The 17,248-nt window shown below is 72.4% G+C and carries 15 protein-coding genes and 1 tRNA gene; 6 read left to right on the forward strand and 10 right to left on the reverse strand.

Annotated features, from left to right (window positions below; genetic code table 11):
- Positions 1–151: 151 nt before the first annotated feature.
- The 7 genes from GJ743_RS12850 to GJ743_RS12880 all read right to left on the reverse strand — a co-directional run bounded on the left by GJ743_RS12850 (position 152) and on the right by GJ743_RS12880 (position 7,183).
- Positions 152–874: an FHA domain-containing protein gene (locus tag GJ743_RS12850; RefSeq protein ID WP_328289157.1), complete on the reverse strand. Its 723-nt coding sequence runs from the start codon at positions 872–874 to the stop codon at positions 152–154.
- Positions 871–2,604 carry a protein kinase domain-containing protein gene (locus GJ743_RS12855; RefSeq protein ID WP_155052264.1) on the reverse strand — a complete coding sequence of 578 codons (1,734 nt, stop codon included), beginning with the start codon at positions 2,602–2,604 and terminating at the stop codon, positions 871–873. The genes GJ743_RS12850 and GJ743_RS12855 overlap by 4 nt, the downstream gene beginning before the upstream one ends.
- Positions 2,604–3,854, reverse strand: coding sequence for an FHA domain-containing protein (locus GJ743_RS20205; RefSeq protein WP_155052265.1), 1,251 nt, complete (start codon positions 3,852–3,854; stop codon positions 2,604–2,606). Before GJ743_RS20205 ends, GJ743_RS12855 begins: the two co-directional genes overlap by 1 nt.
- Before the next feature lies 1 nt (position 3,855).
- Positions 3,856–4,728 (reverse strand): PP2C family protein-serine/threonine phosphatase, encoded by an 873-nt coding sequence (locus GJ743_RS12865; protein WP_328289158.1) that lies wholly within the window; start codon positions 4,726–4,728, stop codon positions 3,856–3,858.
- A gap of 110 nt (positions 4,729–4,838) precedes the next feature.
- Positions 4,839–5,957 (reverse strand): TerC family protein, encoded by a 1,119-nt coding sequence (locus GJ743_RS12870; RefSeq protein WP_155052267.1) that lies wholly within the window; start codon positions 5,955–5,957, stop codon positions 4,839–4,841.
- 170 nt (positions 5,958–6,127) lie between these two features.
- Positions 6,128–6,203, reverse strand: a tRNA-Glu gene (locus tag GJ743_RS12875).
- A gap of 77 nt (positions 6,204–6,280) precedes the next feature.
- Entirely contained in the window at positions 6,281–7,183 is a 903-nt protein-coding gene (locus tag GJ743_RS12880) for a diacylglycerol/lipid kinase family protein (protein WP_155052268.1), read from the reverse strand.
- Between the two features lie 61 nt (positions 7,184–7,244).
- Between GJ743_RS12880 and GJ743_RS12885 the strand changes: the two genes are divergently transcribed.
- Positions 7,245–7,889 carry an MBL fold metallo-hydrolase gene (locus GJ743_RS12885; protein WP_155052269.1) on the forward strand — a complete coding sequence of 215 codons (645 nt, stop codon included), beginning with the start codon at positions 7,245–7,247 and terminating at the stop codon, positions 7,887–7,889.
- Between the two features lie 287 nt (positions 7,890–8,176).
- Complete coding sequence (locus tag GJ743_RS12890) at positions 8,177–9,739, forward strand: hypothetical protein (RefSeq protein ID WP_155052270.1); 1,563 nt, start codon at positions 8,177–8,179, stop codon at positions 9,737–9,739.
- A gap of 90 nt (positions 9,740–9,829) precedes the next feature.
- Here GJ743_RS12890 and GJ743_RS12895 read toward each other — a convergent pair whose 3' ends face one another.
- Positions 9,830–12,169, reverse strand: a complete 2,340-nt coding sequence (locus tag GJ743_RS12895; protein WP_196216994.1) for a transglycosylase domain-containing protein — start codon at positions 12,167–12,169, stop codon at positions 9,830–9,832.
- 166 nt (positions 12,170–12,335) lie between these two features.
- Positions 12,336–13,013 (reverse strand): SDR family oxidoreductase, encoded by a 678-nt coding sequence (locus GJ743_RS12900; protein WP_155052272.1) that lies wholly within the window; start codon positions 13,011–13,013, stop codon positions 12,336–12,338.
- Positions 13,014–13,201: 188 nt separating this feature from the next.
- Between GJ743_RS12900 and GJ743_RS12905 the strand changes: the two genes are divergently transcribed.
- Genes GJ743_RS12905 through GJ743_RS12920 form a run of 4 tightly spaced genes read left to right on the forward strand, consistent with a single transcriptional unit; the run spans position 13,202 to position 16,292 of the window.
- A complete protein-coding gene (locus GJ743_RS12905; protein WP_155052273.1) occupies positions 13,202–13,912 on the forward strand; it encodes an ABC transporter ATP-binding protein in 711 nt (236 codons plus the stop codon).
- Positions 13,909–15,207 (forward strand): ABC transporter permease, encoded by a 1,299-nt coding sequence (locus GJ743_RS12910; protein ID WP_155052274.1) that lies wholly within the window; start codon positions 13,909–13,911, stop codon positions 15,205–15,207. Before GJ743_RS12905 ends, GJ743_RS12910 begins: the two co-directional genes overlap by 4 nt.
- A gap of 18 nt (positions 15,208–15,225) precedes the next feature.
- Positions 15,226–15,861, forward strand: a complete 636-nt coding sequence (locus tag GJ743_RS12915) for a TetR/AcrR family transcriptional regulator (protein WP_155052275.1) — start codon at positions 15,226–15,228, stop codon at positions 15,859–15,861.
- On the forward strand, positions 15,858–16,292 hold the full coding sequence (locus GJ743_RS12920) for a PPOX class F420-dependent oxidoreductase (RefSeq protein ID WP_328289159.1): 435 nt from the start codon (positions 15,858–15,860) through the stop codon (positions 16,290–16,292). Before GJ743_RS12915 ends, GJ743_RS12920 begins: the two co-directional genes overlap by 4 nt.
- A 115-nt stretch (positions 16,293–16,407) precedes the next feature.
- Here the strand turns inward: GJ743_RS12920 and GJ743_RS12930 are convergent, their stop codons facing one another.
- A complete protein-coding gene (locus GJ743_RS12930) occupies positions 16,408–17,229 on the reverse strand; it encodes a hypothetical protein (protein ID WP_155052277.1) in 822 nt (273 codons plus the stop codon).
- Positions 17,230–17,248: the final 19 nt, after the last annotated feature.

Below are 17,248 nucleotides of genomic sequence, written 5' to 3' on the forward strand. Positions count from 1 at the left end.
GCCGAAGAGACCGGCGGGTCGGGCATACGCTAACACGCCGTTTCGGGGCCCCCGAAATGGGGAGCGGTCCCCACCGGCGACCGATGCGGAGAGGATCCCCCGCAGCGCACGGACGCGAATCGGAGATGGACCTCCGGCGTCGGACACCCCGTCAGGCGTCGCCCGCTGCGCCCCCGCCGCCGCCGGCGCCGGCTCCGTCGAGCAGCTCCAGGTCCTCCGCGCTCACCAGGCGGGTCGCCACCGCGTACTCGACGAGCCGGGCCCGCCGGTTCACGGCGAGCCTGCCGCGGCCGCCCCGCAGGCCGTCGACGCCGATCTTGTCGAGCTTCTCGCACACGTTGTCGAGCTTGCGGTTGAACGTCGTCATGCTCCAGCCGAGCCGTGCGGCCGCCTCGGCCGAGGACGGCACCGTCGCGCGGCCGGCGCTCGGCTGCGAGAGCACGTGCTCGGCGAGCGCGACGATCAGCAGCCGCTGGCTGGTCGTGAGCGTGACCGGCAGGATCGTCGTGCCGCCGTCGGCGGGCGCGGCGGTGAGCGAGGTGTTGTAGAAGTCCTCCTCGGCGTGCACCGTGAAGTCGTAGGTCGTGGCGCCCGCGCTGAACATGACGTGGACCGTCTTGAACACGAGCGGGAGCTTCGCCCCCGGCGCCACCCACGACTGCACGCTCCCCGTGGCATCCGACACCGTCGCGGCGAGCAGCTGGCCGACGTTCGAGAGCCACCACAGGCCGAACTCGCTCGAGAGGGTCAGGAACGTGCGGTGCAAGTACGGGTTGTCGTCGATCGTCAGGTCGGACTCGCGCCCGATCGTGAACGTGCTCCCGGCCTCGACCGTGTACCACTCGCCGCAGTACTCGACGCGGAGCGGCCTCACGACGTGCACCCCGTGACCGGGTCGGAGGTCTTGCTGCCGCGCTGCACCTGCACCTCGATGCACACGGTCTGCCCGGCCGCGACGCCGTCGACGACGATCTCGGGCCCGTCGGCGACGGCGGTCGAACCCGAACCGTCAGCACGCTGCCACCGGTAGCGGTCGCCGTCCTCCGCGTCGTCGTGGCGCACGGCGAAGACCGCGCGGCCGTCGGCGATCGCGCCCGGCTCGACCTCGGGCGCGGGGACGGTCGCGGCGACCACCGCGTCCTCCGACGTGGTCGGCGAGTCGTCGGCCTCGTCGTCAGGACCCCCCAGCGTGCCGCCGAGCAGGAGCGCCCCGCTCACCGCGACGATGACCGCGATGCCGGCCACGGCCGTGATGATCCCGGCGATCGCGCGCCGGCCGCCCCTCGGGACCTCCTCGGGGCGAGGCGCGTCGCCGGCGCGGCGTCCGGGCGCGGCAAGGGTCGCGCCCTCGACGGGCTCGCTCACCGTCGCGACCGAGCGCGTGGGCCGGATCACCGTGCCGTCCTCCACGGGCGCCGACCCCGGCGCCGGGATCGCCTGCGCCGCGACCTGGCGCACGCCGCGGACGTGCGTCGCGTCGGCGCCGACCTCGGTGGCCGCGATCCGCGGCGCGACGAGATCGGATGACGCGCCCGCCGCACCCCCGGCCGCCCAAGGGCCGGACGCCGGAAGGCCGGCTTCGACGACCCGCACCGACCGCGCGCGGGTCGCGGGCTCGTCGTCGGATCCCGGCTCGGGCCCGCCCGGCGCGTCGCCCGCGCCCGCGGCCTCGACGAGGTTCGGCACCTCGATCCCGGTCACCGAGTAGCCGAGCTCGAGCTCGATGCGCTGCAGCGCCCGACCGAGTTCCACGGCGCTCTGGAACCGGTCCTCCCGACGCACGGCCATGCCGGTCGCGAGCACCGATTCGAGGCTCGCCGGCACGTCGTCCCGGCCGATCGGCGTGATCCGGCCGCGTTCGATGCGACCGATGAGGTCGAGCGGGCCGTTCGACCGGCCCGGCACCTCGAACGGCGTCCGCCCCGCGAGCAGCGTGTGCACGGTCGCGGCGAGCGCGAACACGTCGCTGCGCGTGTCGGGTCGCGGGTCGTCCTCGAACATCTCGGGCGGCGACCACGGCACGCTCATGCCCACGGCCGCGCGGTCGGAGCCGGTCCCCGAGCCGGTCGCCGCGGCATCCCCCGTGAAGCTCATCGTGTGGACCGGCAGGTCGCCCTCGAGGTCGGAGGAGATGCCGAAGTCGCTGAGGGCGGGCCATCCGTAGTCGTTGGTCAGCACGTTCGCAGGCTTGATGTCGCGGTGCAGGATCCCGGCGGCGTGAGCGGTCGCGACCGCTCCGGAGAGGCGGATGCCGGTGCGCAGCGCGTCCTCGACCGACAGCGCCTGCCGCTTGTACCGCTCCGACAGGCTCGGCCCCGAGCAGTACTCCATGACGAAGTACGGGCGACCGTCGGCCGAGACATCCGCGTGGAAGATCGTGACGATGAACGGGTGCGCTGACAGGCGCGCCATGAGGTTCGCCTCGGCGACGAACTGCGCACGGGTCGAGGCGTCGATGTCGTCGGCGAGGAGCACCTTCACGGCGACCTTGCGGCGCGGCAGTCGCTGCTCGTACAGGTAGACGTCGGCGAAGCCGCCGGATCCGAGGAGGCCGAGGTGGGTGTAGCCGGGCAGCTCCGGCGGCGCGGCGGGCGGGCGTCGCATCAGCGCGTCACCACCTGGATGCTCCAGCCGCCGCCGAGGTCGATGACGGTGTCGGGCAGCACCGGGGTCGCCTCCGACGGGCGCAGCCGCAGCGGCGGCTGGCCGGGCGCGACGACCTGGGTGCCGTTGCGCGAGTCGAGGTCGGTGACGACGACGGTGCCGCCCTCGACGGCGACGCGCAGATGCGTGCGCGAGATGTCGGGGTCGCCCGCGCCGATGACGACGGGCCTCGGCACGCGGGTGCCGGCGACGCGGCCGATCGCGGGCGCGCGCCCGAGCACGAGTTCGCCGACGATCGGCTCGATCGACCCGTCGGGCATGCGCAGCGCGAGCGGGGGCGACGTGGGGGCGGATGCCGCGGGCTCGCGGACCACGTCGGCGTCGCGCCGCTCGCGGAGGCGGCGGAGGTCGGCGGCGGCCACCGTCAGCCCGTCGTGGTCGCCGAGCGCCGGCGCGGCGGGCCCGGTCGCCGGCGCCGGGGGCGCGGCGGGCTCGGGCCGGGCGGGCGGAGCGGAGCCGAAGTCGGGCGGGACGATCACGGGCGCCACGACGGACGCATCGGTCGACGGAGGCTGCGAGGCGACCGCGGCGGCGCCGACACGGGAGGGCTCGTGTCGGTCGAAGGTCGGCCGCTCGGTCCGGGAGACGCCGACGATCGTGTCTTCCGGCACCATGGTGCGCTCGTCGGGAACGACGGGCTCGGCCGCGAGCTCCGAGGACGCGGCGTCCACGGCGGGTTCGACGGGAGCCACCGGCTCGGCCGCGCGCTCGGTCGGCCGCTCAGCGGCCGCGACGACCGGTGCGGGTCGCGCCGTCGCGCCTCCGACGCTCCACTCGACGACGGATGCCGCGACCACGCCCTCGAGGATCGGCAGCCGCGTCGCCTCTTCGGCATCCTCGCCGCCCGCGACGACCACCCGGGCGTCGGGGCGACCCTCGACGGCGCGCTCCTGCCACGTCGAGACCCCGGCCGCGGACACCTCGACCTCGCCCAGCGTCACGCGGAGATCGCCGCGCACGAGCGCCCGGGCGATTCCCGTCGCGGGTTCGCGCACCACGAGCGCGAAGCTCGGCGCGGCCGTGATGCCCGAGCCGGCCAACCGGTCGATGACGTGCGCGGCGGCGTCGCCGTCGAGGCGGGGCCAGAGCGCCAGCAGGTCGTCGCGGCGCTCGGCCGGCAGCACCAGCATCGCCTCGTCGCGCACCGCGGTCAGCCAGCGACCGCCGTGGTCGGGCAGGTACTCCGCCACGTCATCCCCCATTCCCGCGCGGCGTGGTCTCCTCGACCGCCGCCGCGATGCCATCACCTCGGTCGCGCGTCGTGCCGTCCTCGTCGGCGGCGCCGCCGAGATCGGACTCCACCACGATCGCGCTCACGTTGTCGCGCGCGCCGGCCGCCAGCGCGGCATCCACCAGTTCCCCGGCGAGCCCGGCCGCGTGCATCGAGTGGCCCGCCAGGATCCGCCCGATCTCGACGTCGCCGATCTCCTTCGACAGGCCGTCGGAGCAGACGAGGAAGACCTGGCGGCCCGTCGCCGGGACAAGCCACACGTCGGGCTCGACGTGCGCGTCGGCGCCGATCGCGCGCGTGATCACGTTCCGATCGGGATGCCGCTCCGCGTCCTCCGCGCGGAGGAGCCCCGCGTCGACCATCTCCTGCACGGCCGAGTGGTCGACGCTCACCTGCTCGAGCCGCCGGCCGTCCCAGGCGTAGACCCTCGAGTCGCCGACGTTGAACACCATCCAGTGCACGCCGCGGCCGTCCCCCGCGTCGACGAGCGCGATCCCCGAGACGGTCGTGCCGGCCACCGCTGTGCCCTCGTCACCCTCGTCGGAGAGCGCCCGGACCACGTCGTTCGAGCTGTGGATCGCGTCGAGCATGCGCTCGGGGGTCGACGGCGCGCCCGCGTCGAGGTGCCGCCGGAACGTGTCGACCACGGCGCGGCTCGCGGCGTCGCCGCGGGCGTGGCCGCCCATGCCGTCCGCGACGAGGTAGACGGGCGGCTGCGCGAGCAGCGAATCCTCGTTCACCGTGCGGACGTTGCCGACGTGGGTGCGGGCGCTGTGCGCGATCCGCGCCGATCCCGTGGGGATGGGCACGACACCGCTGCCGTCAGACGTCACGTGATCGGGTCCTCTCTGGGCAGGGCAGAGTTCACGCCGTGGGGCGCAGACGCTCCACGCTAGCAAGCGCTCGCCGCGCTCGCGTCACCAGCACCCCGAGGCGGCGACGCTCAGCGCTGGACGGAGGAGCTGTCGGCGTCGCGATCCCGCTCGGTGTCGCCCTCCTCGGTGAAGTGCGGGATCTCCTCGCCGAGCGTGTGCCCGCGACGCCGGGCGTCGAGGTTGGCCTTGACGAGGCTCGCCACGGTCGCGACCGCCATGGCGCCGATGATCACCGCGAGCGAGGTCCAGGTCGAGATGTCGGGCGCCCACTCGATGTGCTCGCCGCCGTTGATGAACGGCAGCTCGTTCTCGTGCATCGCGTGCAGCACGAGCTTCACGCCGATGAACGCGAGGATGAACGCGATGCCGTACTTGAGGTACTCGAGTCGTTCGAGGAGGCCGCCGAGGAGGAAGTACAGCTGGCGCAGGCCCATGAGCGCGAACACGTTGGCCGTGAACACGATGAACGGGCTCTGGGTGATGCCGAAGATCGCGGGGATCGAGTCCAGCGCGAAGATCAGGTCAGTGGTGCCGATCGCGACGAAGACGATCAGCATCGGCGTGAAGAAGCGGCGACCGTCGATCATGGTGCGGAGCTTGATGCCGTCGTAGTCGTTGGTGATCGGCAGACGGCGGCGCAGCAGCCGGATGAGCGCCGAGTCGCCGCCCTCGTCCTCGTGGTCGCCGAACGCCTGCTGGGCCGCGGTGTAGAGCAGGAACGCGCCGAAGATGTAGAAGATCCAGCTGAAGTTCTCGATGAGCTGGGCGCCGAGCAGGATGAAGATGCCGCGGAGGATCAGGGCGAGGATGATGCCCACCATGAGCACCTCCTGCTGGTACTTCCTCGGCACCGCGAACCTCGCCATGATGATGACGAAGACGAACAGGTTGTCGATCGAGAGGCTGTACTCGGTGAGCCAGCCCGCGAGGAACTGGGCGCCGTGCTCGGCGTCGCCGATCACGAACATCAGCCCCGCGAACACGAGCGCGAGCGCGATGTAGAACACGACCCACAGGGTCGACTCCCGGAACGACGGGACGTGCGGGCGCTTGATCACCATCAGCAGGTCGGCGACGAGGATCAGCGTCAGGACGACGAGCGAACCGACTTCGAACCAGAGGGGCAGTGCGGTCACGGAGGGCCTTTCGGAGGGTGCGGCAAGGACCGAAAGTCTCTCCCGGCGCATCGGAACGCGCCGCCACGCCCGGAGCGGCATCGACGGCGCTCGTACTGACGATCGTGGCCCGGAACCGAACGGCCCGGTGGGATACTCCCCTTCGCTCGGACGAGTCTAGCGACCGCCCGCGGAAACGACGAACGCCCCCGCACGGAAGTGCGGGGGCGTTCGCCTGTCATTGGTGACCCCAGCGGGATTTGAACCCGCGCTACCGCCGTGAGAGGGCGGCGTCCTAGGCCGCTAAACGATGGGGCCTCGCTGCGACGTGTTCGAGTATGGCATACGTCTCCGGCGCATTCCAAATCGAGCGGCCGGCCGGGCCCCGCACCCGCTCAGGCGAACACCCGGAGGGCTCCCGGCACGACCTCGACCTCGACCGGGAGCGGGCCGACGCGCTCGCCGTCGGCGTAGGCGATGATGTCGTCGGCCTCCACCCGCACCCGCCGCGCCCGCACGAACTCGACCGCCGGATGATCGACATGCTCCCCCGCGAATACGCGCGGGAACACGCCCAGCAGGCCGATGCGCGACAGGGGATGCACGATGAACACGTCGAGCACGCCGTCGGCGAGGTCGGCGTGCGGGACGATCCGCATCCCCCCGCCGAGCGACGGGGTGTTGGCGACGGAGACGAGCATCGCGGCCTGCTCGCGCCGGACGCCGTCGATGGTGATGGCGTACCGACGCGGCCGGAACGTCGCGAGTTCGCGGAGGAGCGCGATGGTGTACCGGCTCGGACCGCGCGGACGGGTCATCCGGTTCGCCCGCTCGTTCACGACCGCGTCGAAGCCCGCCGACAGCACGCAGGCGAACCACGTGCGCAGCTCGCCGTGCTGCATCAGCCCGAGGTCGATCGACTGCGGCGGCCGCCGGAGCGCCTCGACGAGCGCCTCGACCCCCGCTTCGGGGTCGTCGTGCGGCAGCCCGAGGGCCCGGGCGAGGTCGTTGCCCGTCCCGGCGGCGACGAGCCCCATGGGCACCTGCGAGCCCGCGAGCACGTTGACGCCGAGCGAGACCATGCCGTCGCCGCCGACGACGACGAGCCCGTCGGTGCCCGCCTCGAAGGCCGCCTGCACCTCGCGTCGGAGGAGTTCGAAGTTGTCGGCGCGCAGCACGGTGACCTCGTAGCCCTCCGCCTCCAGCCGCCGCGCGGCGGCAGGCCCGATCGACCGGTTCCGACCGAACGAGGCGCTCGGGTTCACCGCGAGCAGGAGGCGACGGGGGCCACGCGACATGCAGCGATCATGGCAGGGCGACCCGGTTGCGCGCACGACACGCACGGTGTTGGCTCGGAACATGCGCGTCACGAAACTCGAGCACGCCGCCCTCGTCGTCGAGCACTCCGGCGACCGGCTGTTCGTCGACCCGGGCAAGTTCACGACCCCGATCACCGAGGCGGGCGGCGCACTCGCGGTCGTGATCACGCACCTGCACGACGACCACTGGACCCCGGAACAGCTCGGGCGCATCCGCGACCGGAGCCCGGGCGTCCGCATCCTCGGGCCCGACGGCGTCGTCGCCGCAGCCGCCGACGCCGGCATCGAGGTGGAGCGCGTCGCGCCCGGCGACGAGGTCGAGGTCGGGCCCTTCCGGCTTCGGTTCTTCGGCGGACGGCACGCCGTCATCCACCCGTCCATCCCGGTCATCGACAACGTCGGCGTGCTCGTGAACGACGCGCTCTACTACGCCGGCGACTCGTTCGCCGTGCCCGAGGGCGTCGAGGTCGACGCCCTCGCGGCGCCCGCCGGGGCACCTTGGATGAAGATCTCCGAGGCCATGGACTACGTCATGGCCGTCCGCCCGAAGCGCGCCTTCCCCACCCACGAGATGGTGCTCTCCCGCGCCGGGAAAGACCTCTCGAACCTCCGCCTCGCGTGGGCGGTCGAGCAGGGCGGCGGCGAGTACCTGCCCCTCGAGCCCGGCGACTCGTTCGACCTCTGAGGCGACGGATGCCGCGGCATCCGCTGTCGGACTGACACAACGCTCGGCGGCCGCACCACGCGCCGTTTGGCGGATCCCACTGAAGTTCTCCCGCGTTCATTGACGAACTCACGGAACCTCTGTCAGATTCGTGCCACTTTCGGCCGCGACGGAGCGACCGTCGGCCGGATGTCACGGCCGCGGCCCTCGCGCGGACACGAGTGGCGGCGCCCCGGCACCCCGGCGCCGTCGGTCCTGCACCCCACGCACACGGGCGCCTTCGGCGCGCCGGAAACCCAGGAGACTCGATGACGAGAACCGACCCCGCCGTGCATCGCCACGGCCTCGGCGTGCGGATCGCCGCCGCCGCGACGACCATCGCCCTGATCGCCCTCGCGGCGTTCTTCCTGCTCACCACGAACACGATCTCGGCGGGGGCCACGCGGCTCTCCGACGGCGCCGGACAGGCCGACGCGGGCGCGGCCGAGCTCGCCGACGGGGCGGAGACCCTCGCCGCGGGCGCGGGCGAGCTCCGCGACGGCGCGTCGGCCGCCGCCGACGGCGCCGAGACGGCCGGTGCGGGCGCGGAGTCCGCCGCCGCCGGCGCGGCGAAGCTCGAGGCGGGCGCCGCCTCGGCGCAGGCCGGCGCAGCCGAACTCGCCGACGGCGCGGCGCGGAGCGCGACGGGCGCCGGCGACGCCGCATCCGGCGCCGCTCGGGCCGCGAACGGCTCGAGCGCCCTCTCCGACGGCATCAGCCGCGCGAACGCCGGTGCCGCCGACCTCGCGTCCGGCGCGGGGACCGCCGCCGACGGGGCCGCCCGCCTCGCCGACGGCGCCTCCCAGCTGGCCGGCGGCGTCGCCGCCCTCGCGGCCGGCGGCGACCTCGTGGAAGGCGGTGCAGCAGCGCTCGCCGCGGGCCTCGGCGACGCCGTCGGGCCCACGGGCGTGCCGCTCCTCGTCGCGGGCACCGGCGACGTCGCGGCGGGCGCGAAGGGCGTCGCCGACGGCACCGCCGGCCTCGCCGCAGGCGGCACGTCGCTCGCGCAGCAGCTCGTCGCGTTCCACCAGGCGCTCGTCGACGGCGGAGCCGACCAGGCGACGGTCGCGAACGCGCTGGCGCTCGCGCAGGCCGCGCAGCAGCTCGCCGGCTCCGCCGGTGCCGTGTCGACCGGCGCCGCGAAGGTGTCGGCCGGAGCGCAGTCCACCTCCGCGGGCACGCAGGCGCTGGCGGCGAAGCTCGACGTCGCGGCGGCCAGGTCCGGCGAGCTCGCCGCGGGTGCGGCCGCGCTCGACGGCAAGCTCGACCTCGCCGCGTCGAGCGCAGGCACCCTGAGCGCGAAGTCCGCCGAGCTCGCCGACGGCGCCGCTCGCCTCAGCGCCGGCGCGGCGACGCTCCGCGGCGGCACCTCGACGCTCGACCTCAAGGTCGACGAGCTCGTCGCCGGCACCGGGCGCCTCGCCGCCGGCACGGCCGAGCTCGCCGCGGGCGCGCAGCGCCTGTCGACCGGCGCCAGCGGACTCGCGGTCGGCAACGGCTCGCTCGCCCAGGGCGCGACCGACCTGTCGACCGGGCTCGACGAGCTCGCGGCGGCCTCCGCCGAACTCGCCGCCGGCACCCGGACGCTCTCCGACGGCACGATCGAACTCGCGACCGGCGCCGACACGCTCGCCTCCGGGGCCGCCGAGCTGCGCGACGGCAACGGCCGGCTCGCCGCCGGATCAGCTGAGCTCGCCGCGGGCACGCAGGGCGTCTCCCCCGGCGCGCTGCTGCCGTGGCTGGTCGTCTTCGGAGCGCTGACCCTCACGGCGCTCGCCGCCTGGTTCGTGCACCGGTTCCGACACGCTCGGATGGCGCCGACCACGGCGTGACGTCGCGGCGTGACGCGACGGCGTCACGCGACGGAGGGGCACGGCGCTTCGAGCGCCGTGCCCCTCCTCATGGCATGCGGGGTCGACCGATCAGCCGCCCGGACCGCCGTTGCCGCCGCCACCCCCGTTGCCGTTGCCGTTGCCCGGGCCGAGGCCGTCGCCGCCACCTCCGCCGTCCGTGCCGCCGTCGCCACCACCGTCGGAGGGCGGCTCACCCGGGGAGTCGGGCCCCGAGGTGGGCTCGCTCGACGCCGGCGGATCGGGCTCGACGACGCGCCCGTCGGGGAAGGATCCGGCGCCGACGACGGGCCCCATGCCCGCCTGGGTGAACGCCTCTCCGCCGTACTTGGCGGCGGCCACGGACATCACCTCGGGCCACATGCGGTGTCGTGCCGTGGCGGCCTGCCCGGTCGCGAACGAGATGCCGCGCTGGTTGGCGTCGCCGTTGACGCTCACGACCGCGGCCGCCGTCGCGACCCTGCTGCTCGCGCCGACCATCCACGTGTCCTTCGCGCCATCCGTCGTACCGGTCTTGCCGATGAGCGGCACCGCCGGGACGGTCGCGGCGCGCGACGCCACCGCGGTGCCCTGCGTCATGACCATGCCCATCGCGGTGTGCATGGCCGCGGCCACGGGTTCGGGCACCGACTGGCGGCACTCCGACTTCGGCGGCGGGATCTCCTCGCCGTCGCGCCCGGTGATCCGGTCGATGGCGATCGGCGAGCACGTCCTGCCGTTGTTCGCGATGCCCGCGAAGGCGACCGCCATCGACAGCGGCGCCACCTCGTTCGTGCCGATGACCGACGACGGCCCCTGCACGAGCACGTTGCCGTCGGCTCGATGCACGTCGAAGGCCTCGGCGGTCTTGCGGATGCCGCAGAGGTCGAGGACCTTCGCCATGCCGATGAAGCCCGTGTTGATCGATCCGATCGTCGACTCGAGCGCGCTGTAGTTGGCACCGGCCTCGTTCGCGTCGTTCCTCGGATTCCAGTCGCCAGCGAAGTGCGGTCCGAGGCAGCTGTCCTGGAAGACGCCCCAGTTGCTCTTCGGCCGCGAGTCGACGCGTTCGGCGAGCCCGTGACCCTCCTGGAGCCACTCGGCGAGCGTGAAGACCTTGTACGAGGATCCCGGCTGGAAGCCGCGGGAGCCGCCGTAGTCGAAGTCGGTGTTGTAGTTGATGCTCGTGTACTGCGGCCCCTTCTGGAGCACCTTGGGGTCCTGGCTGTAGGTGCGGTTCTGCGCCATCGCGAGCACGCGACCGCTCCCGACCTCGACGGTGGAGATGACGCCGCCGACGTCCCATCCCGGGTACGTCGCGGGCACGTGCGCGGCGATCGCGCGCTCCGCTGCGGCCTGCAGGTCGAGGTCGAGGCTGGTGTAGACGTTGTATCCGCCCCGGCGGAAGTTCAGCAGCCGCGACGCCTCGTCCTCGCCGAACACCGGGTCGTTCTGCAGGATGTGCTTGACGTAGTCGCAGAAGTAGGCGCTCCCGCCCGCGGTCTGGCAGCCGGTGCTCGGCTCGGTGATCTTCGGCTCGACCGGCGTCGCGATCGCCTCGTCGAACTCGGCCTGCGTGATCTTCGACTCCTCGAGCATGCTCTGCAGGATGTAATCGCGACGGCCGTGGTTGGCGGCGTAGCCGTCGGCCGCGCCGTTGACCTCGTTGTCGGGCTGGTCGAGCCGGAACTTCGACGGGTTGTTCACGATCGCCACGAGCGACGCCGCTTGGGCGAGCGTCACCCTGGAGGCGCTCGTGCCGTAGTAGTAGTTGGCGGCCGCCTCGATGCCGTAGACCGTGCCGCCGAAGCCGGCGATGTTGAGGTACCCGAGCAGGATCTGGCTCTTCGTGTAGCGCTTCTCGACGCCGATGGCGAGGCGCATCTCCTTGAGCTTGCGATCGATCGAGGTCTCCGTGACGGCGTCGTAGCATCCGTCGCGTTCCTCCTCGTCGACGGCCTCGCGCTCGCATTCCTGCACGCGCACGTTCTTGACGTACTGCTGGGCGATCGAGGAACCGCCCTGGGTCTCGCGGCCGCTCGCCGTCGTGACGGCCGCGCGCATGGTGCCCTGCAGGTCGACGCCGTTGTGGTCGTAGAAGCGGGGGTCCTCGCCGGCGATGGCCGCGTCCTTGACGTACTGGCTCACCTCGTCCCACTCGACCTCGACCCGGTTCTGGTCGTAGAACGAGGCGAGCAGCTTCTGCTTGCCATCGGACTGCTTGGCGTAGATGTTGCTCTTGACCGAGAGCTCGCCGATCTTCAGGTAGCTCGGCAGGTTCTCGAACAGCGAGATGGTGCCGGATGCCGCGACGCCCGCCGTGGCGATCGCCGGCGTCACCGCGGCGGCCACGAGCAGTGCCGCGGCCGCGCTCACCGCGACGAGGCCGAGCAGCCCGCCGAGGACACCCCCGAACGTGCGCGGTCGGGTCACCGCGCGATCGTGCGTGTCGCCGTACATCATCGAACCAACCCCGACCTTCCGAGGCCGTCCCCATGACGGGACCGGATGCAGGGTTCCGGTCCTCCTCGGCCTCGCCTTCCATCGAACCTCAGCGATCGGCCCTTGTAAAGCAACGCCGGGCGCGCCGCGCGCCCTGCTACCCGGAGATCACCCCGCGAACGCGATGGCCCACGGCGATCGCCTCGCCCGAGACCGCCGACCGCGGCGAGACGAGGAAGGCGACGAGGTCGGCGATCTGCGCCGGCGAGGACTCGCCGCCCTTCCCGGCTTCGACGTCGACGGATGGCTCGTTCCGCACCAGCCCCGGATTGACCGTGTTGACCGTCACTCCCGTGCCGGCGGTCGCATCGGCGAGGTTCTTCGCGATGACGTTCAGCGCGGCATTGCGCACGGAACCGGTGATGTTCCCGGTGAGGAACGCGTTCTGTCCGCTCACGCCGACGATGCGGCCGAAGCCCGCAGCGGTCATCACGGGGATGGCCGCGTTCGCGACGCGCAGGAATGCGAGCGACTTCGCGTCGAACGCCTCGGCGACCTGCGCCGGGTCGCTGCTGCGTGCGGGATCGAGCGTGTGGGCGGGCGGCGCCGCGGTCACGACGACGGCGTCGAGTCGACCGTGCCGCTCGAGGAGCCGCTCGATCGCGACCCGCACCGAGGCGTCGTCGCGGGCGTCGAGCGCGATGCCGTCGCTCGGATCCCTCGACGCGACGACGACGGTCGCCCCCTCGTCGCGGGCCCGCCGCACGATCGCCGAACCGATGAAGCCGCCGCCGCCCACGACGAGCACCACGCGACCGGTGAGTTGGAGGTCCATCCGCCCACGCTAGCGCGGCGAACAGGCCGATCCGGCTCTGCAGGGCGTCCCGGCTCGCGGCCGGCGTCGTCGATCAGGTGCACGCACGTCGTCCGACCCGCCGGCGTCTCCGGGTGATCTCCCAGCAATCTCAGTCACTGTTGCAGTCACTGCACTTAATCCTGCAATGACTGAAGGGATCGTCCACCATGACCAGCTCCCCCGCACCGGGTGCCCCACCGGTGCTCCGCGCACAGGCGCTGACCAAGACCTACGGAGACGGGCAGTCGAGGTTCGACGCGCTGAAGGGCGTCTCACTCGAGGTTCACCGCGGCGAGTCGCTCGCCATCGTCGGGAAGTCGGGCTCGGGCAAGTCGACCCTCATGCACCTGCTCGCGCTCCTCGACCGCCCGAGCACCGGCGTCGTCGAGATCGACGGCGAGGATGCGGCATCCGCCCCCACCAGGCGGATCAACCGGCTCCGCAACGAACGGTTCGGCTTCGTGTTCCAGCAGTTCTTCCTCACCGCGCAGCAGACGGTGCTGGAGAACGTCACGCTGCCCCTCCTCGTCGCGGGCGTCGCACCCCGCGAGCGCGCCCGCCGGGGCCTGGCCGTGCTCGAATCGCTCGGACTGGCCGACAAGGCGAGGAACCGGGCGAACGACCTCTCCGGAGGCCAGAAGCAGCGCGTCGTGATCGCCCGGGCACTGGTGAACGAACCCGACGTGATCTTCGCCGACGAGCCGACGGGGAACCTCGACTCGACCACCGGCGAGCAGGTCGAGGACCTCCTCTTCGGACTCCAGCGCGAGCGCGGGATCACGCTCGTCGTGGTGACCCACGACGACGACCTCGCTGCCCGATGCGACCGGCGGGTCACCATCGCCGACGGCCTGATCGTGGGAGGAGCGGACCGATGAGGACCACGGACGTCGTCACCAACGCGACGCGGAACGCGTTCCGCAGCAAGCTCCGCACCACGCTCACCGTGCTGAGCCTCTTCGTCGGTGCGTTCACGCTCACCCTGACCACGGCGCTCGGCGCGGGGGTCAACGACTACGTCAGCAGGCAGGTCGCCACCGTCAGCACCGGCGACGCACTCCTCGTCACGCCGGCGGCATCGGCGGATTCGTCCGAGGGCCCGACCCGGTTCGACCCGGACGGCCGGCAGCAGTCGACCCAGCCGAATCCGCTCGGGTCCGGAACGCTGCTGAACGCCGACGACCTCGAGACCATGCAGGGCATCGACGGCATCGAGCGTGTCGAGCCCGTGCGCCAGGTCGTGATCGACTGGGTGGCCCCCGCCGACGGAACCGAGGAAGACCGCTACGAGCTCGACATCAACCCGAGCTCGTCGCTCGGGCGAAGCGATCTCATCGCGGGCGAGCAGCTCGACGACGGGAAGGGTGCGGCGCAGATCGTCCTGCAGGACGAGTACGTCGACGCGCTCGGCTTCGGGGACGCCGAGTCCGCGATCGGCGAGACCGTGGAGCTGGGCTACACCGACGCCGCGCACGTCGCACGGAGCATCGAGGCCGAGGTCGTCGGGATCGCCCGGACGAGCCTGTTCGCCTCCGGGGCCGGCGTCGACGCGAGCCTGACCGACGTGGTCAGCGAGGCCCAGGCGATCCCGGGGCAGCCCGAGGCGTACGTGCTCGCCGTCGCGCATCTCGACGGTCCCGGCGGCGGTGCGGTCACCGAGGAGGACATCCGGCAGGTGAAGGCGCAGCTCGCCGACGCCGACCTCACCGGCCAGACGGTCGAGGACCAGCTCGGCGTCATCCAGACCGTCATCAACGGCATCATCGGCGTGCTCAGCGCGTTCTCCGTGATCGCCCTGCTCGCGGCATCCTTCGGCATCGTCAACACGCTGCTCATGAGCGTGCAGGAGCGCACGCGCGAGATCGGCCTGATGAAGGCCATGGGCATGTCGAACGGCAGGGTCTTCTCGCTGTTCAGCCTCGAGGCGGTCGTCATCGGATTCCTCGGGTCGGCGATCGGCGCGCTCGCGGCGATCGGCCTCGGCTCGCTGATCTCGTCGGCGCTCGCGGCCGGACCGCTGGCCGACCTGCCGGGCCTCTCCATCCTGCTGTTCGACCCGGTCAACGTGCTCGCCGTGATCCTCGTGATCATGCTCGTCGCGTTCGTCTCCGGCGTGCTCCCCGCCCGCCGGGCTGCCCGCCAGGATCCGATCGACTCGCTACGGTACGAGTAAGCGAGCAGGAGGCGGATCATGTCGACCGAACCCGGAACGAGGCGTCGCGGCGTCGCCGAGACGACCGCCGCGATCGAGAGCGCCGCGATCGACCTCGTCATCGAGCACGGGTACGACCAGGTCACGGTCGACATGATCTGCCAGGCCGCCGGCATCAGCCAGCGCACCTTCTTCAACCACTTCAAGACGAAGGATGCCGCTCTGCTCGGCACCGACGAGCCGGCCATCGACCAGCAGGCGGCTCGCGAGTTCATCGTCTCCGACGGGCCGCTCCTCGCCGAGGCCGCCGGGCTGGTCCGCATCGAGCCCGACCGGCTGCCGGCCGATCCGTCGCTCATCGTGCGTCGCATCGACGCCGTCTCGCAGAACCCGATGCTGCTGGCCCGGCAGATGGAGCGTCTCACCGCGATCGAGGATGAACTGCGCCAGATCATCGCCCTCCGGCTCCGACAGGACGCGATCAAGGCGGGTGCGGACGACGCGGAACTCGCCGATCTCCCGGAGCAGGCCGAGATCATCACGCACCTGCTCGCCGGCCTCATGCGCTACGTCGGCCTCAGCTGGGCACGGCGGGCCGGCGACGGGACACCGCCCCCGATCGACGCCGGGCACCTCACCGAGCGGCTGGGGCGCGTCATCCGGAAGCTGGGGTGAGCACGCGCATGCCGACGGACGACGCCGACCCGCGACCGCGGGCCGGGACGCCCCTCACCGACGCCGCGCGGGCGTTCCTGCGGGAGCGTCACCTCGCGACGCTCTCGACCCTCGGGCGAGACGGCCGGATCCACTCGGTCCCCGTCGGGATCACCTACCACGACGGGATCGTCCGGGTGATCGGAAGTCGCGGTTCGCAGAAGTTCGTCAACGCCGAACGGAGCGGCCGGGCGAGCGTCAACACCGTCGACGGCGCCAGGTGGCTCAGCTTCGAGGGGCCGGTACGGGTGCTGACCGACGCGGAATCGGTGGCCTTCGCGGTCGAGCTCTACGCGGAGCGCTATCGGCATCCGCGCCCGAATCCGAGGCGGGTCGTGCTCGAGTTGACCGTGGAGCGGGTGCTGGGGTCGACCGGGATGCGCGCCGGCTGACGCACCCGCGGCGCATCGACGGCGCCGCCTCAGACGGCTTGGGCCGCGTGCGAGCGCACCGCTCGCTCCAGCGACCACCGGTCGCGGATCGGGGTCGAACGGGGGTAGCTCGTCGTCAGGAAGTGCTGGGCGTACGGGAAGCACGCGACCGAGAACGGGTCGTCGGCCCGGAAGTCGACGCCGAAGGTGTTGCGCTCCACCTCGACCGCCTCCGGCGGGAGGCGCAGCGCCTGAGCCATCTCCCCGGGTCGAACACGAGCCCGAACGGGACGGAATCGGCGTGCTCGAGTCGTCCGCCGTAGTCGACGGAGAGGTTGCCGTCGACCCAGAGCCGCTGGTCGAGTGGCCTCATCGAGGCCGTTGCGAGCGGCGCCGTGAACGTGAGCGCGTTCGCCCGCTCCGCGCTTCGGACCTCGACGATCACCTCGCCGGAATGCGATGTCGTGACCACGGCGCGACTGGTCGTCGAGGCCGAGAACCCCTGCGCGGGGTCGTAGTTGATCGTGTTCGACTCGTAGTCGCAGATGACCCAGGTGAGCATTCCCGTCCGCACGTCCTCCGCGATCAGGTAGAGCTCGACCCGAGCCCCCCAGAAGACCGACGCGTGGACGTTGAATGCGCCGAGGATCGCGCACGTGCGCGGCTCGTCATCGGCGAACATGGCGCTCGGGACGAGGCGGTAGCCCGGCGGCAGCAGCCGACTCGCGGCCGCCTCGTCGCGGATCTCGTACGCGAGGAACGTGCAGTAGGGCTCGACGACGAAGCCCATGTACTCGTCGCCGCGGGCGTGCGCCACGATGCGGCGCTGCAGGCCGAGCGGCAGCCTCGCGAGCATCTCGGCACGACCGTAGAGGGCGGCGACGCCCTTCGGCGAGACGGTGCCCTCGGTGTGCGTGATGAAGTTCCGCAGCGCGGACGGCTCGATCCCGGATGTCATGCCGCCAGCGTAGGAGCGT

The sequence above is a fragment of the Agromyces bracchium genome (assembly GCF_009709675.1).
Classification (GTDB): Bacteria; Actinomycetota; Actinomycetes; order Actinomycetales; family Microbacteriaceae; genus Agromyces; species Agromyces bracchium.

Bases quoted from the DNA above. Each gene is read 5' to 3' on its own strand.
- GJ743_RS12900 (WP_155052272.1), bottom strand. From the start codon at position 13,013: ATGGACCTCCAACTCACCGGTCGCGTGGTGCTCGTCGTGGGCGGCGGC.
- GJ743_RS12890 (WP_155052270.1), top strand. From the start codon at position 8,177: ATGACGAGAACCGACCCCGCCGTGCATCGCCACGGCCTCGGCGTGCGG.
- GJ743_RS12915 (WP_155052275.1), top strand. From the start codon at position 15,226: ATGTCGACCGAACCCGGAACGAGGCGTCGCGGCGTCGCCGAGACGACC.
- GJ743_RS12930 (WP_155052277.1), bottom strand. From the start codon at position 17,229: ATGACATCCGGGATCGAGCCGTCCGCGCTGCGGAACTTCATCACGCAC.
- GJ743_RS12885 (WP_155052269.1), top strand. From the start codon at position 7,245: ATGCGCGTCACGAAACTCGAGCACGCCGCCCTCGTCGTCGAGCACTCC.
- GJ743_RS12905 (WP_155052273.1), top strand. From the start codon at position 13,202: ATGACCAGCTCCCCCGCACCGGGTGCCCCACCGGTGCTCCGCGCACAG.
- GJ743_RS12910 (WP_155052274.1), top strand. From the start codon at position 13,909: ATGAGGACCACGGACGTCGTCACCAACGCGACGCGGAACGCGTTCCGC.
- GJ743_RS12870 (WP_155052267.1), bottom strand. From the start codon at position 5,957: ATGCGCCGGGAGAGACTTTCGGTCCTTGCCGCACCCTCCGAAAGGCCC.
- GJ743_RS12855 (WP_155052264.1), bottom strand. From the start codon at position 2,604: ATGCGACGCCCGCCCGCCGCGCCGCCGGAGCTGCCCGGCTACACCCAC.
- GJ743_RS12880 (WP_155052268.1), bottom strand. From the start codon at position 7,183: ATGTCGCGTGGCCCCCGTCGCCTCCTGCTCGCGGTGAACCCGAGCGCC.